Annotated in this window: 14 protein-coding genes; 3 read left to right on the top strand and 11 right to left on the bottom strand. The window is 55.4% G+C overall.

Annotation, left to right across the window (positions count from 1 at the left end; translation table 11 throughout):
* Positions 1–2: 2 nt before the first annotated feature.
* The 3 genes from H7F20_RS02825 to H7F20_RS02815 all read right to left on the bottom strand — a co-directional run bounded on the left by H7F20_RS02825 (position 3) and on the right by H7F20_RS02815 (position 4,858).
* Complete coding sequence (locus H7F20_RS02825) at positions 3–2,558, bottom strand: lipopolysaccharide assembly protein LapB (protein WP_185784617.1); 2,556 nt, start codon at positions 2,556–2,558, stop codon at positions 3–5.
* A gap of 118 nt (positions 2,559–2,676) precedes the next feature.
* Entirely contained in the window at positions 2,677–3,381 is a 705-nt protein-coding gene (locus H7F20_RS02820; protein ID WP_185784616.1) for an ABC transporter ATP-binding protein, read from the bottom strand.
* 4 nt (positions 3,382–3,385) lie between these two features.
* Positions 3,386–4,858, bottom strand: a complete 1,473-nt coding sequence (locus H7F20_RS02815) for a DUF5687 family protein (protein ID WP_185784615.1) — start codon at positions 4,856–4,858, stop codon at positions 3,386–3,388.
* 127 nt (positions 4,859–4,985) lie between these two features.
* Here H7F20_RS02815 and H7F20_RS02810 point away from each other — a divergent pair, with 127 nt between their 5' ends.
* Positions 4,986–6,035, top strand: coding sequence for a ferredoxin--NADP reductase (locus H7F20_RS02810; RefSeq protein WP_185784614.1), 1,050 nt, complete (start codon positions 4,986–4,988; stop codon positions 6,033–6,035).
* Positions 6,036–6,101: 66 nt separating this feature from the next.
* Here the strand turns inward: H7F20_RS02810 and H7F20_RS02805 are convergent, their stop codons facing one another.
* Together H7F20_RS02805 and H7F20_RS02800 are read right to left on the bottom strand one after the other, a co-directional pair.
* Positions 6,102–6,905: a patatin-like phospholipase family protein gene (locus tag H7F20_RS02805; RefSeq protein ID WP_185784613.1), complete on the bottom strand. Its 804-nt coding sequence runs from the start codon at positions 6,903–6,905 to the stop codon at positions 6,102–6,104.
* Between the two features lie 91 nt (positions 6,906–6,996).
* Entirely contained in the window at positions 6,997–8,553 is a 1,557-nt protein-coding gene (locus H7F20_RS02800) for a Do family serine endopeptidase (RefSeq protein WP_185784612.1), read from the bottom strand.
* A gap of 358 nt (positions 8,554–8,911) precedes the next feature.
* On the opposite strand from H7F20_RS02800, the gene H7F20_RS02795 reads away from it, so the two are divergent.
* Positions 8,912–9,526, top strand: a complete 615-nt coding sequence (locus tag H7F20_RS02795; RefSeq protein ID WP_185784611.1) for a TetR/AcrR family transcriptional regulator — start codon at positions 8,912–8,914, stop codon at positions 9,524–9,526.
* On the opposite strand, the gene H7F20_RS02790 is transcribed toward H7F20_RS02795, so the two are convergent.
* The 3 genes from H7F20_RS02790 to H7F20_RS02780 all read right to left on the bottom strand — a co-directional run bounded on the left by H7F20_RS02790 (position 9,490) and on the right by H7F20_RS02780 (position 12,202).
* Entirely contained in the window at positions 9,490–10,581 is a 1,092-nt protein-coding gene (locus H7F20_RS02790) for a glycosyltransferase family 9 protein (RefSeq protein WP_370588463.1), read from the bottom strand. The genes H7F20_RS02795 and H7F20_RS02790 overlap by 37 nt on opposite strands.
* On the bottom strand, positions 10,565–11,170 hold the full coding sequence (locus tag H7F20_RS02785; protein WP_185784610.1) for a DUF4254 domain-containing protein: 606 nt from the start codon (positions 11,168–11,170) through the stop codon (positions 10,565–10,567). Before H7F20_RS02785 ends, H7F20_RS02790 begins: the two co-directional genes overlap by 17 nt.
* Positions 11,171–11,263: 93 nt before the next feature.
* A complete protein-coding gene (locus tag H7F20_RS02780) occupies positions 11,264–12,202 on the bottom strand; it encodes a DUF6427 family protein (RefSeq protein WP_185784609.1) in 939 nt (312 codons plus the stop codon).
* Between the two features lie 39 nt (positions 12,203–12,241).
* On the opposite strand from H7F20_RS02780, the gene H7F20_RS02775 reads away from it, so the two are divergent.
* A complete protein-coding gene (locus H7F20_RS02775; protein ID WP_185784608.1) occupies positions 12,242–12,463 on the top strand; it encodes a uracil phosphoribosyltransferase in 222 nt (73 codons plus the stop codon).
* A 30-nt stretch (positions 12,464–12,493) separates the two neighbouring features.
* Here the strand turns inward: H7F20_RS02775 and purD are convergent, their stop codons facing one another.
* The 3 genes from purD to H7F20_RS02760 form a co-directional block, all read right to left on the bottom strand.
* On the bottom strand, positions 12,494–13,771 hold the full coding sequence (gene purD / locus H7F20_RS02770) for a phosphoribosylamine--glycine ligase (RefSeq protein ID WP_185784607.1): 1,278 nt from the start codon (positions 13,769–13,771) through the stop codon (positions 12,494–12,496).
* A 125-nt stretch (positions 13,772–13,896) separates the two neighbouring features.
* Positions 13,897–14,883 carry a UDP-glucuronic acid decarboxylase family protein gene (locus H7F20_RS02765; protein ID WP_185784606.1) on the bottom strand — a complete coding sequence of 329 codons (987 nt, stop codon included), beginning with the start codon at positions 14,881–14,883 and terminating at the stop codon, positions 13,897–13,899.
* Positions 14,884–14,917: 34 nt separating this feature from the next.
* A complete protein-coding gene (locus tag H7F20_RS02760) occupies positions 14,918–16,219 on the bottom strand; it encodes a UDP-glucose/GDP-mannose dehydrogenase family protein (RefSeq protein WP_185784605.1) in 1,302 nt (433 codons plus the stop codon).
* Positions 16,220–16,345 lie beyond the last annotated feature (126 nt).

Here is a 16,345-nt window from a genome sequence, read left to right as displayed (position 1 = left end):
GTTTAAGGTTTTGGGGTTTGAAGCTGACTGCGGTAAGCCTCGATATTTTTATGGATTTGCACAACCTTATAGTTGGCCGACAAAATTACAAAATTCTCATTATCAATCCGGTAATCCCGGTTGTTTTTTAAAAGTTCCACAAAGCCCAGGGCAAAATCCCTGGAGCGGAAACCATGTACCACCACGAACTGGTCTTCCAGGTTGTAGATATCCCGGGAAACCCGGTTGCGATAGGCCAGTTCCTTGATGGCCTTTTCCAGTCTTTCCTTCAGGGCCACGGCTTCCTTTTCCTGAAACCGTTTAAACGGGAAGACGACCTTCCAGTTCTGGGTGCCCGGGGCACTGAGGTTATCCGTGAATTCCGTGGATTCCAGCTGGGGCAGCTGATCGGCAATGATCTGCTGGGCTTTGCGGCCTTCCTCGGTGTTCGGGTAATTCAGGGCCACGTAATTCAGGGCCTCCTTAAAGTCCTCAAAGCCCTGCAGGCGACCGATGGCACTGGCCTTCAGCAATTCGAGCTTGGGCACGATCGGGTCCCCGGTGTACCTTGAAATGCTTTCTTCGGTGCCGGTAATCACCTCCAGGTACCGCTGGTCTTCAAAGGCCTTGTAGAGTTCCCCGTACCGGGACTGGGGACTGTTTTCCAAAGCTGCCAGCTCGATCTCCGGGTTCGTAAGGATGGCCGCATAGCGCGATTCCGGGTGGTTCCGGATAATATCCTCCCGCATGTTTGCCTCCAGGGGGCTGCCCACCTCCTGGTAGATCTTGAATAAATTGTATTTGGAAGGCAGTACCAGCCGCTCCTCCGGGTCGGAAGCCAGCACCCGTTCCAATTTGCCCGCGGCCAGCAGGAGTTCCTTGAATTTTTCCTTGTAGATCAGGCCCAGCTGGTAATTGGCAAAATTCCGCTCCCTGCGCAAACTGTCGATAATCCCTGCATCGGTCGGGACCCGCTCCAGGTAAAAATCCAGGTTGTATTTCTGCTCTACCGGCAGGTCGGCGGGGTCTGCCGATGCGGTTGCCAGGGCCTCCCCATCCTCCGCAGTAGCAAGCAGCCGGTTCCGGTTGCTCCACCGCCAGTTATCCTCGAGCTCCCGCTCGCCCCATTTGTTGGTAAAAGCAGTTTTTCCATACCCCAGGCTGGTGATGTTGTAGAAATAGAACTTGCCCTGGTTAGCCTTGCCACCGGGGCTCTGGGCAAAAGCCTCGAACCCGGCATTGGCCTGGCGTTCCTTCCGGGCCGCCTCCGCCTCGTCCAGGGCCCGGATGGAGTCGATATACGTCTGGAAATAAATCTGCCGCTGTACGGGCTCCATCTCATAGAGGGTGATGACGCTGTCTGCCTGCTGCACAATATCCTCATAGGCGATCACATCGTCCAGATTCTCCCGTTTCTTGAGGATGGCGCGGAATTCGCGGGTGTTTTCCTCCAGGTTGAGCAGGACGCTGTCGTAATAAGCCCCTGCGGGGCGGTAGTCATTGCGGTCAAAGTAATAATCGGCCAGGTCCGTGTAATTGAAGGCGTTGATCACCCGGTCGCCGTCCGCGGCCCGGAGTGACTGGTTGTAATACCGGACCGCCAGGCTATCGTTCCCCTGGCTGTTGTGGAATTCGGCCAGCTGCCGGTAAATTTTGTCCAGGAAAGGCCGGTTTTCGCGGTTCTCCTCGAGGTCGGTGAGGTATTCCAGCACAAAATCGGTATTGCCGGCATCCAGTTCCGTGTTCTGTATCTTTTTCAGGTGGGCATTGATCAGGTAGACCCTGGGGATCTTCCGGTTCATCGCAATGATCTTGTCAAATGCGACATTGGCACTGTCCGGATACTCCAGTTGGTTGAATAACTGGCCGATGATAAACAGGTACCGGCCGCGCTCCTCGTTCTTGCGGGTATAGGCTGCGGCGGTTTTAAGCTGTTGCAGGGCAGTGTCCGGGTGGTTGAGGTTGATATAGGCCTGCCCCATGATGGCCCGGGCATCGGCATACTCCTGATCGCTGAGCTTGAGGTACTTAAATAACTGCTTCAGGTTTTTGACGGCCAGCTGTTCGTAGCCCAGCCGGATATTGGTCTTTTCCCTCCAGATCCGCGCCTCGGCCCGCTTGTCGCTGGCCTCGTATTTCTGGAGCACGTAATTGAAGGCCTCCAGTGCCGGGATATAGCGCTCGTCGAAGTACCGGGCCTTTCCCAGGAGCAGGAAAGCCTCATCGGTCTGCGGGTTCCGCTCCCGGTCCGAAATATCCATGCTGTGTTTCTGGATGGCCTTGGCCGCTTTCTCCTCGGCGCGCAGGAAGTTGGGGTTGTTGTCCTCGGAGTCCAGCTTCACCTCACCGGATACCTGCAGGCGTTCCACGGGCAGTATCTCCCAGTAATTATCCCGGTAGGAGGCATTGAGTTCCTCCCGTCCCTCTTCGAAGGCGAGATCGCCGTTGTAGAGTACGTTGTATTTGGTATTCAGGGCATGCCAGTTGCGATTGACGAAGGTGTCTTTCTTTGTCGAGCAGCCCCAGAATAACCCTGCTGCTAGCAGCAGGCCGTTAAAAAATGCCAGACGAAGCTTCAAATTTCCCGGTATTCGTATGTAAACAAAACTGGAAATGCCCGGTTTTAGTATGCCGGAGGCACATTTATTGGAGTAGGGTCCTGCCCGGATGCGGATTGGGTGGTTTCCCGTTACCGGATCAGGGCGTTTCCCCGGCAAAAAACAACTCGAGTTCCTGCAGGGTTTCCGGGGTGGTTTCGATGTCCCGGACGATTTTTCCCTTCTCCAGTACCACGATCCGCTGGCAGACCTCCGTCACGTGGATCAGGTCGTGGCTGGATACCAGTACGGTAACCTCCCTTTGGGCAGCCAGTTCGCGGATGATCTTCTTGAGCCGGATCTGGGTGGTAGGGTCCAGGTTGGCAAAGGGCTCGTCCAGGATCACCACCTCCGGCGACCCGATAAAAGTCGCCACAATGCCCACTTTTTTCTGGTTCCCCTTGGAGAGGTCCCGCAGGTATTTCTTCTGGCCCAGGATTTCTCCGTGGAAAAAATCGGTGAAGCCCGACAGGAGCGCATCCACATCGGCCCGGCTCTGGCCCCTCAATTCCCCGATGAAATAAAAATATTCCTCGGGGGTAAGGTAGCCGATCAGGAAGGTTTCATCGATAAATGCGGAGGTGAAGGGTTTCCATGCCTCGCTGTTGCGCACGGGCACCCCGTTGCTGGTGATGCTTCCCGTAGTGGGTTCGATCAGGTCCAGCAGCAGGCTGAACAGGGTGGTCTTACCTGCCCCGTTGTTGCCCACCAGCCCAAAACTCTGGCCTTTGGGGATTTCGAGGCTTTCGATATCGAGGACGGTCTGGCTGCCGTATTTTTTGGTGAGGTTCTCCGCGTGTATCATAGGCTCAGGCTTTCTGCTTGTAGGCAAGCAGGGTTTTGTATTTTTCTTTTTTATAGATCTTTTCAATCATCCGGAAGACCCGCTCCTTGAAGGCAAAGCCGAGGACCCCGACCAGTGCAACCAGGATGAACCCGGCCGTGTCGCCCAGGAAAAAGGCGCCCAGCCAGTATACCAGCAGCGGCAGCAGTAGCTTGGGGATGGTCAGCAACAGGGTTTTTACGTTGAACGCCTGTTTATCCCCAAAGGCTTTCTTGTTGGAAGTCAGGTCGATGGGGGTTTTGATATACGCCCCGCCCCAAAGGACCAGGTAGGAATTGATCCCGATGTTGTAGACTGCGCCCACCAGGACTGCCAGGTAGGCCTCCCAGCCAAAGTAGAGGTAAAAGGCCGCCAGCACGGTGCTGATCCCCGTCGCGATGACGATCAGCCACCATTTGGAACTCAGGTATTCCCGGTACTGGATGTTCTGGCTCATCATCAGCGGATAATAGGAACTGTCCCAACTCGGGACATACTGCCCGAAACTGAAAAGGAAGCCCCCGGAAACAAAGATGCCGGCAAATATCCGCCATACGGGGCTTTCGTAGACCTCCAGGCCCCCGGTAAAGAACAGCAGCCCGTAAAAAATGAACAGTACGCTCATCAGGACGGTGGTCTTGGAACGTTTGTTCCGTTTGATCAGTTTGATGTCGTTCTTCAGGAATGTGCCCAGGTTCCCGAACCGGTTGAGCCAGGTATAGTCCTCCGTCTTCCCGACCGACTTTTTGGTGGCCAGGCCCGCATCCAGGTACATATGCTTTTTAAAATAACTGAACGCCCCCCACATGGCGGCCCCCAGCAACAGCCAGGGCAATACGGCCGTCCAGGGTTGGTCGTAGAACAGGTCAAAGACCGGGGCGGTATAGGCAGTAACGTCAAACCAACCGTAATACTGGGCAATGCCCAAAAGGGCCAGGACCGCAATCAGCGGGTAGAAGATGCGGTCCACGTTGTTGATCAGGATATTCAGGAAGTTATTCGTGAAGATAAGGGCCAGGCAGGCCAGGTGCCAGGAGATCACGGAAGCTGCAGGGTAGCCCTTGATCAGGAGGACCACGGAAAACGGCACAAAGAAGAAGGCATGGCTGATGTTGAAAAAGGACAAAACCGTCTTGCCCAGGGAGAAGCGGACAACACTGGCCTTGGAGACGGGCAGATATAGCAGTGGCCGGATATTGAGCACCGGCATTTTCTGCAGCATATAGCGCATGTACAGGTCCGCGACGAGGTAATAGATCAGGAACTGGTTGACGACCCGCAGCGGATCGCCCAGGCCGGACTTCTCGATGATGAAATAGGCCCCTACCCCCAGGCTCAGGAAGACCAGGATAAAGTAGAGGGCGCCGATCGCCATCAGGATCTTGAACCAGATTTCGGTTTTAAAGGAGGCCGACCGGAAAAAAGCCTTCCACTGGAGCCGGATAAAATGTTTGAACATGGGTTGGTCTGACAGTTCGTTTCGTTTAGTCCCCGAATTGCAGGATTTGTTACAGACGGGAAGAAAAAGCGGGTGAATTCGCCCCTGAAAGTACGCCAATGCTTAGTTTTGCACAAAAATTTTGTCCATGAGCGATTTTCACTCCCTGAAAGTTTCCAGAATTGACAGGCTCACCCCCGAATCGGTGGCGGTAAGCCTCGAAATACCCACCGCACTCCGGGATACCTTCGATTTCAAGGCGGGTCAGTATATCACCGTCCGCTCCGAAAAAACCGGCAGGGAAAACCACCGGGCCTATTCCATTTCGTCCATACCCGGTTTGCCGGAACTCACCATCGGTATCAAGCAGGTCAAAGGGGGTAAATTCTCGGAATTTGCCAATGAGACCCTGAAGGCCGGTGACGTCCTGGAGGTCATGCCCCCGCAGGGCCGGTTTATCTACGAAAAGGGGGGGACGGGGAAAAACCTGATCGCTTTTGCTGCCGGCAGTGGCATTACCCCGGTAATGAGCATCCTGCAAACCGCACTGGAATCGGACCCGGAAGGCAAGGCGGTGCTAGTCTACGGGAACCGCAGCCGGGAGGAGACCATGTTCCTGGAAAAAATCCGCGAATTGCAGGAAAAATATGCCGATCGGTTTGTATTGCACGACATCTACAGCCGTAGCCGCTACGACGAAACCCTTTTTGGGCGGATCGAAAAGAGCACGGTCAATTTTATCACGAAGAACAAACACCGGGACCTGCAGTTTGACCGGTATTATATCTGCGGCCCCGAACCCATGATCCGGGCCGTGGAGGAAACCCTCCTGGAAAACGGGGCCGCCAGGGAACAGGTGTTCCACGAGCTCTTTACAACCTCCGGGGAGGAGGATCCCCTGAGCCAGGAGCTGGAGGGGATGACCCGCCTGAAAGTGGTACTGGACGACGAAACCCACGAACTGACCATGGACCGGAAAGGGGTGGTGCTCGATGCGGTGCTTGCGGCCAAAATCGATGCCCCCTACAGCTGCCAGGGCGGTATCTGCAGCACCTGTATTGCGCGTATCCGGGAGGGCAATGCAAAAATGGCCAAAAACCAGATCCTGACCGATTCGGAAATTGAAGAAGGCCTGATCCTCACCTGCCAGGCACACCCCACTTCCGGCGAGCTCACCGTGGATTACGACGACGTCTGATCAAAAGCTTTGTATTTTTGGGGCTTCTGGAATTGGTTCCTTTTGCGCGTCCTCTTGTGGTTCCCCTTATTTTTTCTCTTGTGTTATACCTTGTGGTTCGCGCGATGGGTTCCCGAGCACCCGCATGGCGTGCTCGTACCCGATCCGGTACGCCCGCTCGATCCCCTTTTTATCCAGCACCCCGATCCGCTCGAGTTCCGGGGGCTCAAATATGAGGTTGCAGCTCTGTATTTTGTCCCGGTTGATGGCATAGATCATCAGGGCGGTGGTCCTGTTGGTCAGCTGTAGAGAAGACCGGATATCCCGGGTACCCAACTCCCCGATCACGGCAACATTGCTCCCGATGACGTACCGGCAGTGCGGGGCAATCGGTTCCAGCGGGAAGTTGTTCATGATCCCCCCGTCTGCATACAGCGTATTGCCCATCTTTACCGGGCTGAAGATCGGGGGCAGGGCGGCGGATGCAAGCAGGGGCCGGATAAGCTCGCCGGATTGGAAAAAGGCCTCCTGTCCCTTGTTCAGGTTGGTCGCGGCCACATAGAGCCTGCGCTTCAGGGCCTCGAAGGAATTCGCAGGCCAGTAGGCTTCAAACAGTTTGTGATACCGATCGGTATCTATAAATCCTGGTTTGCTAATACTGAAGAAGTTATACCGGAAGAGCGGGGTTTCCTTAAAGAAAGACAGCATCCCGTCTATGGAAATATCATCGGCATACATGGCGCCGACCAGGGCCCCGACACTGCTTCCGGCCACCCATTGGGGGGTGATGTCATGCTCCCGGAGGGCCTTTACCAGGCCAATATGCGCCATGCCCCGAACGCCACCGCCGGAAAATACGATACCGGACTCTGAAGCCCCTGGATAGTCCATAAGCCTTATTGGATTTGCTGCAAATATAAAAGCCGCAGGCTACCGGAACGAATTCTTTTGCCAGCGGCTTTCCTAAAATGGCTAATCCATGTCAGGAATCCAACCCAAAGGCGTAATAATACATTTTAGGGCTGTCCGGATAGCGTCCTGCGAGCATGACGCCCCCGTCCCTGCTTTTTTCGAGTTCCTCCCGGAAATCTTCCAGGCTCCTGACCTCTTTCCCGTTGACGCGGGTAACGATAAATCCTTCCCGCATCCGCGTCTCCTGCCGGAGGAGCCCCGGGTAAAGGCGGGTCACCTCCACCCCTCCATCGAGTTCCAGATCGGCGGCTTTTTCAGGGTTCAGGGTGCTCAGTTCCGCGCCCAGGCGGTTAAACAGTTCCCGATCCGTACGGGCAACTACCGCAGCAACCCCGGCGGAATCCTTGAGGGTAACCCCGATTTTCCGGGATTTGCCGTCCCTGAGGAGCATAATATCCACCTCATCCCCTGGCCGGAAACCGGCGATCAGTTCCTGGAGGCGGGGGGAGCTCGCCACGGGCTTTTTGTTGACGGCGGTTATAACGTCTCCGGCCTGTATCCCGGCCTGCTCGGCTGCGCTGCCTTCATTTACGGAAGCCACATAGACGCCGGGGACCAGGTCAATGCCCTTTTCCTCGGCCAGACGGCCATCCAGGTTCTGGATGCGCACGCCCAGGATACCCCGTTGCACATTTCCGTATTCCAGCAGGTCTTCCACTACCTTGGAGACAATATTGCTGGGCACGGCAAAGCCATATCCGCTGTAACTGCCCGTCCGGCTGGCGATGGCCGTGTTAATGCCGATCAGGTCGCCGTTGAGGTTGACCAGGGCGCCCCCGCTGTTGCCGGGGTTGATGGCCGCATCCGTCTGAATAAAACTTTCTACCGCCAGTTCTTCCCGGTTGATATTGATATTCCGGGCCTTGGCACTGACGATGCCTGCCGTTACGGTCGAATTCAGGCTGAACGGGTTGCCGATGGCCAGCACCCATTCCCCTACCTCGACATCATCGGAGTTTACAAGCGCCAGGGTTTTGAGGTCCGCGGCATCGATCTTGAGCAGGGCGAGATCCGTCGTGGGGTCCACCCCGATAACCTTGGCCTCATAGGTCTCGTTGTTGTGCAGGGTCACTTCTACTTCATCGGCCTGGGCAATGACGTGGTTATTGGTCACGATATACCCGTCTTTGTTGATGATTACGCCGGAACCCGTCCCGATCCGGGGCAGCTCTTCCGGGGTACCGGCTTCAGGTGCCCGTTCCTGAGGAGTTTCCCCCCCGGGCGAATCAAAATACCGGCCAAAAGGGCTGTCGCGGAAGAATTCCTTAAACGGGTCCGGCAACTGCCGGTAGTTCTGGCCATAGGGCTGGGTGCCCCTGGAGGTGATGTGCACCACGGCATCCAACACCTTTTTGGTGGTTTCGGTAAAATCCAGGGGCGTGATGTTCCCTTCCTTATCGGCCGTGTAGAGGACCGGCTTTTGAAGGGAGTCCGGGGCCCGTTCAATCGTTATGTCAGCAGGGCGCTGCCAGTTGTCCAGCCCGATCACCGCCAGGCTTACCAACAACGCAATCAGGGCGGACAACAAATAGGTCCGTTGCGTCTGGTTGAGAATGTGCTTTTTCATTTTTTGTATTCAATTAAGTTTAATACTTCAGTTTAATTCTATCCGTTTTTTTGCATCCCATAAGGGACAAATCCTGTGCCAGATACCCGGGTGTCAGTGCTAAAATTTTTTTAAAATCACACGGCGGGCACCTTAAAAACCGACCTGAAAACGCTGAAACCCACGCCCGGTCAACCAAAAAATCAGGCCGTTGAACCGACCGCCCGGTCGGTAACCGGTTTTTCAAAACGCGCTTTTCGTCGGGATTTTTACCGGTGGTCGATATTTTTCCGGAATTCATCTTATAAAACCCCGGGTGGTGCCAATCCGTAAGTTCTTTGTTAACGACCGATTAGTCGGTTACCCAAAATCTTACATTATGGACAAGAACCTCAAGCGCATGGCGACCATGAACCGCATGCAGAAGTCCGGGCTCGACCTGTTTTATGCCCAGGGCTATTACAACACCAGTATCGACGACATCCTGAAATCCCTCAATTTATCCAAGGGGGCATTTTATTACCATTTCCAGTCCAAGGAGGAGTTTTTTATCAGTATCGTGCAGAACCTGGTTTTCAGGAAGGTGTACAGCATGCTGATAGAACCCATAGAAGGGGAGGAAAACCCGTTGCGGGCCATCGAAATCTGCCTGGACGACGCCTTGAAAACGGCAGAGTTCAATGACCTGGACTACGGATTTGTACTTTCCAACTTCCTTAATGAATTCAATGGGCGGAACGAGAAGATCACCCGCTATCTCACCGATATCGTTAAAGTTTGGGAGGTAAATATCGTCACGGCCCTGCAGAGAGGGAAAACCGACGGGTTTGTCGAGCGCCATATCGACAGCGAAGGGGCAGCAGCCTTTATTATTTCGGGTTATTTCGGAATCCGCAGCCTGATGGTTACCGGAAACTGCAAAATGTTGCGATACAACTATATCCAGCAGCTGCGCTACTATTTCCGTTCCCTTTCCCCGGTCGTCCTGGCCTGACCCGGGCCTCCCGGGCCCAGGATTTCCAGGATTTTACCACAAACCGTTTCGGGGGGGATGGTTTCCATTACCCGGTGGTAACCCTCCGGTACCTTGTTTCCGTAAACGGAGGTGGGGATCTGCGGATACATATCCCGGTCTGCCATTAGGGAATGCTCCGGGGGCTGGCCAAAAGGCGCGAAACCGGTATAGGGGTGGGTCACTCCCCAGAGGGTCAGCACAGGGACCCCGTATAACGCAGCCAGGTGGCCGTTCCCACTGTCCATGGAGACCATCAGGTCCAGGTTGGAAATAAGCCGGAGTTCCTGGCTGAGGCTACCCCTTCCGGCCACGGACACACAATTCCCGAAGGCAGCCTCCCACAGGCGCAGCTTTTCGCTTTCCTCCGGGCCACCCCCAAAAAGGAAGACACGTATTTCCGGTTCCCCGGACAGTTTTGCCAATACTTCTTTTATCAGGTCTTCCGGATAGCATTTGCCCGGGTGGGCGGCGAAGGGGGCCAGGCCTATTTTCTTAACAGCTGCAGGCGGTTGGGGCAGGCCCATATCTGCGGGCCAGGCCGCTTTTTGCAATACATCCCCCGGCTCCATCTCAATGGGGTACCCGAGCCGGGCCAATACGTCCGCATACCGCTGGTGCGTGCTTTTTAGCGGTTTCCAGCGCTTGCCGGTGGCAGCCGTTAGCCGGCGCTTTTCCTGCCTGCCTTTGTCCAACACCGCCACGGGGATCGGGTATGCCCCGAAAAAGAACCGCAGGATGCGGGTGCGGAGTACCGCATGCAGGTCGGCAATGCCATCCGGGTTCTGGGCGAGCAATTCCCGGTGTAATTTCCAGAGCCCGGAAAGGCCCTTGTGCCGGCCGCGGGTCTGTACATGAAATCCCTGTACGCCGGGGACGGCTTCAAAAACGGGTAAAAAAGCTGGTTTGGTTGCCACCGTAAGCCGGATCCCGGGGTATTTTCGTTGCAGGGACAGAATCACATGGACAACCATGGCGGCATCGCCCAGGGCCGAGAATCGCAGGAGGAGCAAATGTGGCTTAGTGCTTCCGTTCACGAAGTACCGGATTTAGCTCCTCGTCGTTGTACATCTTCATCTGTTTGTACACCTTCATGTATTTCTTCCCGGCTTCGATATCGGCGAGCAGCTGGTCAATGGCGGTGGAGAGGTCCTTTTGCTGTTCGAGCAGCACGTTAAGTTTTTTCCGGCAGGCCTCCCGGTGATCCCTACTGGCATCCTCCCGCTGCGCCTCTTCCCGCATGTGGTAGATCTTCAGGGCCAGGATGGAAAGGCGGTCAATGGCCCAGGCAGGGCTTTCCGTGTTGATGGTTGCAGATTCCTTTGCAGAAACCGATTGGTATTTATTCAGGAAATAACTGTCGATATACTCCACGAGGTCCGTGCGCTCCTGGTTGCTCGCATCGATCTTCCGCTTGAGCTCCAGGGCCTCCGCCGGGTCGATGCCCGGGTCACGGATCAGGTCCTCAAAATGCCATTGCACGGTGTCGATCCAGTTCTTCAGGTAAAGCAGGTATTCGATGCTCCCCGTTTCATAGGGGTTCACCCTGGGCTGGTCTACCCGGTCCGCTTCGTGGTATTTGCCGATACTTTCCTCAAAAATGCCAAAGGCGAAGTCACTGAACATAGGCTGCAGTTTCGGCAAAGATACCGCTTATTTGGCAACCCGTCTGTTCTTTGCCCTACCGACTGAGGTCCCTGCTCGCCTGCCGAACGCCCCTCACCGGACGGCCCATTCCGATGCAAAGACCACCAACCCGAAAACCAGGGAACCGATGAGCAGGCCTTCCCGGAATTTTTCCTTTCGTACCGATTCGATGTATTTGGAGAGGAAAACAGCTGCCGGGAAAAAGGTCAGGACAATAGGGCTCCCGCGGGTACCGCTGCGGAGCATCACCACGGCAATCCCGATGAGCAGCGAGATAGCCAGAAGCCGCATCACCACGATCCGGCCGTGCCCTGCCTTCCCCAATTTGAGAAAGGCTATGAATCCGGCAATGAGTATCACCATGACGTAGAGGCTCAGTTTTACGGCATTCCGCCATTGGGACCAGTATTCCACCGTGCCCTCCCACCGCAACCGGTAATGGCTGGTCATAAAATCCGGGATGCCGGCCAGCATGAGGATGGCGGTGGCTATCAGCCCCACGACCACCACGGCTGCCAGTGGGTTCAGCCAGTTTCTCAGGCTCCGGGGGTCGTAAAAATAGACATAGAGCCAGGGCAGCAACAAAAACAGCAGCACCCAGTCTACCAGCAGGCTGCCCACCAGGATCCACAACGTCCCGTCAAAGATCTTGGATTTCACGTTCCGGAGCGATTTGAGGCTGATGAGCCGGCGCAGCGCCAGGAGCACAAAGAGGTTGGCTACCAGGGCCTGCCGGTCCAGCAGGGATTCCGGGAAAAGCAGTACCAGCAAGGCAAAAAAGTAGATCACAAAGGAGTGTGCCCCCGTCAACTGGTTGCGCTGGACGATGAAATTCATCAGCAGGATGCTCAGCAGGAGGGCAACACCCCCGAGCACATCCATGGGGAGGGTTTCCAGGCTGATTTCCCGGTCGAACCGGAAGAATAGTACGATTGCGTAAAGCAGGAAGAGGAAGGCGAGGACCAGGATGTAGTTGACGGGTTTAGTTTTGCCAAAAACGCTTGAAATCATCGCTGGTTTTCGTATGTTTGCAAGGTAAATATAGGCACTATGAGAGCTTTTTTTGAAGGGATCGAAGATTTATTTGTCAATCACCTGTTCGCCCCTTACGACTTCTTCAGGTTCCTGTCCAACTGGTGGACTTCCAACGCCGTCAACTGGATATTCGTGATTATCGGGATGGTTGCCATGGTCTACTGGCTTCGCCAATTGCGTATTTTCGATGTCCGTGGAGAAGAGGACCACAGCATTACCTCCCACTCCTACCTGTAGTATTCCCGCCAAACCCGCTTTTAAGCCTCCTCAGAGGTCGAAACCGATATCCCTGCGGTAGTAGGCGTCCTGGAAAGAAAGTTGCCCTGCGGCCTTGTAGGAGCCTTCCAGGGCCTCCGTGAAGTCCTTTCCGTAGGCCGTTACGGCCAGCACCCGGCCCCCGTTGGTCACCACATTCCCCTTGTCGTCCCGTTGCGTCCCGGCGTGGAACACCACGGCATTTTCCCCTGCCAAGTCCAGCCCGGAAATAACGTGGCCCTTTTCGTAACTGCCGGGGTACCCCCCGGAAACCATAACGACGGTAGTTGCCGACTCATCCCGCACTTTTAACTCCACCTCATCCAGCCGGCCCTTGGCGGTGGCACTCATGAGTTCTGCCAGGTCGGATTCGATGCGCGGGATAACCACTTCGGTTTCCGGGTCGCCCATGCGCACATTGTATTCGATTACAAAAGGGTCTTCCCCCACCCGGATCAGGCCGATAAAGATAAAGCCCACATAGGGCAGGCCTTCCTGTTGCAGGCCCTCCACGGTGGGCCGGATGATCCGGGCCTCGATTTTCTCCATAAAAGCCCCCTTTGCAAAAGGCACGGGCGAAACCGCCCCCATCCCCCCGGTATTCAGGCCGGTGTCCCCTTCCCCGATCCGCTTGTAATCTTTGGCGGTGGGCAGGATCTTGTAGTTTTTGCCATCGGTGAGGACAAAGCAGCTCAACTCGATACCCGAAAGGAACTCCTCGATTACCACCCGGGCACTCGCCTCGCCAAATTTAGCCTCGACCAGCATTGACCGCAGCTCCGCTTTTGCCGCATCCAGGTCATCGAGGATCACCACGCCCTTGCCGGCAGCCAGGCCGTCGGCTTTGAGTACATAGGGCGGCTTCAGGGACTCCAGGAAACGGTAGCCGGCTTCCAGGTCCCCGGGCCCGAAACTCTCGTAGGCAGCCGTGGGGATCCCGTGCCGGCTCATAAAGGCCTTGGCGAATTCCTTGCTGCCTTCCAGCTGGGCAGCGGCCTTTGAAGGGCCGATTACGGGGAGCCCCGACAATTCGGGGTGGTTTAGGAAGAAATCGCTGATCCCCTTTACCAAAGGGACCTCAGGCCCCACAATCAGCATGTCGATGCCATGCGCTTTGACTTTTTGGGCGATCCCGTCAAAATCATCGACGGCCAGGGGCAGGTTGGTCGCAACCGCTGCCGTCCCGGCATTCCCGGGTGCCACAAATAGGCCCTTTACGGAGGGGCTTTGTCTCAATTTCCACGCCAGGGCGTGTTCGCGGCCGCCTGAGCCCAGAACCAGGATGTTCATGTGTTGGTGTTTTCGGCAAAAATAGGGGATGCATCCCAAACAGGTCGCTTATTCGGGATGGAAATCTGTCACGCCTGCTGGCTGGCGATGCACATGCCGGATAAGATAAAAGAAGTAGCCCAGTTTCAACGCCGGTTGCGCTGTGAAAAATCCCGGTGCTCCTTCCGCTCCAGGTCCTCACGGGAGAGCGTCTTGAAATAATCGAAGGTCTTCTTCATGCCTTCTTCGCGGCCCACTTTGGGTTCCCAGCCCAGGATCTCCCGTGCCTTGGTGATGTCCGGTTGCCGTTGCATGGGGTCGTCCTTCGGAAGCGGCTTGTAGACGATCTTCTGGTCGGTACCGGTAAGCTTGATGATCTCCTCGGCAAAATCCCTGATGGTAATCTCATGCGGGTTGCCGATGTTCACGGGCAGTTCATAGTCCGAAAGCAGCAGTCGGTAAATCCCCTCTACCTGGTCATCCACGTAACAGAAGGACCGGGTCTGTGACCCGTCCCCGAATACCGTCAGGTCCTCGCCTCTCAGGGCCTGTCCCATAAATGCCGGGATTACCCGCCCGTCGTTCAGGCGCATCCGCGGGCCATAGGTATTGAATATCCGGACAATCCGGGTCTCCAGCCCGTGGAAACGGTGGTAAGCCATGGTAATGGACTCCTGGAAGCGCTTTGCCTCGTCGTAGACCCCCCGGGGGCCGATGGTATTCACATTCCCGTAGTATTCCTCCGTCTGTGGGTGCACCAGGGGGTCTCCATACACCTCGGAAGTGGAGGCAATCAGGATCCGCGCGTTTTTCTCCTTGGCAAGCCCAAGCAGGTTGTGCGTGCCCAGGGCGCCTACCTTCAGTGTCTGGATGGGGATCTTCAGGTAATCGATCGGGCTGGCCGGGCTGGCAAAATGCAGGATGTAGTCCAGTTTGTCCGGGACATGCACGAACTTGGTCACATCGTGGTGGTAGTACTCAAAGTTTTCGTGCCGGAACAGGTGTTCGATGTTTTTGAGGTCACCGGTAATCAGGTTGTCCATGGCAATAACATGGTAGCCTTCGGCGATAAATCGGTCGCACAAATGCGATCCGAGGAAACCGGCAGCACCGGTAATTAGAATACGTTTCACCTGTTTTTTTATTTAGTTAATGAGCGGCCCGCAACTATGCGCGCCCGATGGATTCGTAATGGAACCCGCGTTCCTTCATTTCCCCAACATCATACAGGTTCCTGCCGTCAAATACGACCGGTGCCTTCATCAGCTCTTTGACCATCTCGTAATTCGGGTTGCGGAAAACGCTCCACTCCGTACAGATCACCAGGGCATCCATGTCTTCGACTGCCCCGTACATGCCGGGGGCAAAGGAAATGGCATCCCCCACCTTGCGCTTGACGTTTTCCATGGCTTCCGGGTCAAAGGCAGTTACCTCTGCGCCTGCTGCCAGCAGCTCATCAATGATATAAAGGGCAGGGGCCTCCCGGATATCGTCTGTTTCCGGCTTGAATGCCAACCCCCAAATACCGATGCGCTTCCCGCTGAGGTCGTCGCCGAAATACTTCAGGATCTTGGGGATGAGGGCCGTCTTCTGCTTCTGGTTGACATCGATGACGGATTCCAGGATCTGGAAATCGTAGCCGGAGTCCTTGCCGGACTTATGAAGCGCCTTCACATCCTTGGGAAAACAGGATCCCCCGTATCCGATACCGGGGAAGAGGAACCGTTTCCCGATCCGCGAGTCAGTCCCCATACCGATACGGACCTTGTCCACATCGGCACCGACAAGCTCACAGAAATTTGCGATCTCGTTCATGAAGGTAATCTTGGTGGCCAGGAAGGAATTGGCCGCGTATTTCGTCAGTTCCGCAGACCTTTCATCCATGATGATCACCGGGTTCCCAGAGCGCACAAAAGGCTTATAGAGTTTCTCCATGAGTTCCGTGGCACGGGGGGAGCTGGAGCCCACCACAATCCGCTCGGGTTTCAGGAAATCGTCGACGGCAAATCCCTCGCGGAGGAATTCCGGATTGGATACCACGTCGAAATCGCATTTTGCATTTTTGGCGATGGCATCCCGGACCTTGTCCGAGGTCCCTACCGGCACGGTGCTCTTGTCCACGATGACGCGATAGTCGGTGATCAGTTTCCCGATTTCATCGGCGACCCCCAACACATATTTCAGGTCGGCAGATCCGTCCTCATCCTCCGGGGTAGGTAGGGCCAGGAACACAATCTCGCCGTGCGCCAGGCCTTCCTGCAGGGAAGTGGTGAAAGTGAGCCGGCCCGCATTGATATTCCGCTCAAACAACACGTCCAGATGGGGTTCGTAAATCGGGACTTCCCCGTCCTGCATCCGCTTGACCTTGAGCTCGTCGATATCCACGCAGACCACGTCATTTCCCGTCTCTGCGAGGCACGTTCCGGTTACCAAGCCAACATAACCGGTTCCTATTACTGATACTTTCATTTATTGTAGTACTAATTTTATTAAAAGGTACTTCCTGAAGGCGCAATATTAGCAACATCCGCCCTTATCGGCCAACAGTTTTGGACTAACAACTCAATTAAGGGATAAAAGTACTCGTTTTCCGCC

Origin of the sequence: Robiginitalea sp. SC105 (assembly GCF_014243345.1) — a bacterium.
Classification (GTDB): domain Bacteria; phylum Bacteroidota; class Bacteroidia; order Flavobacteriales; family Flavobacteriaceae; genus Robiginitalea.
Note: the sequence above shows the minus strand (reverse complement) of the source record. Positions and strands in the feature narration are given on the sequence as shown.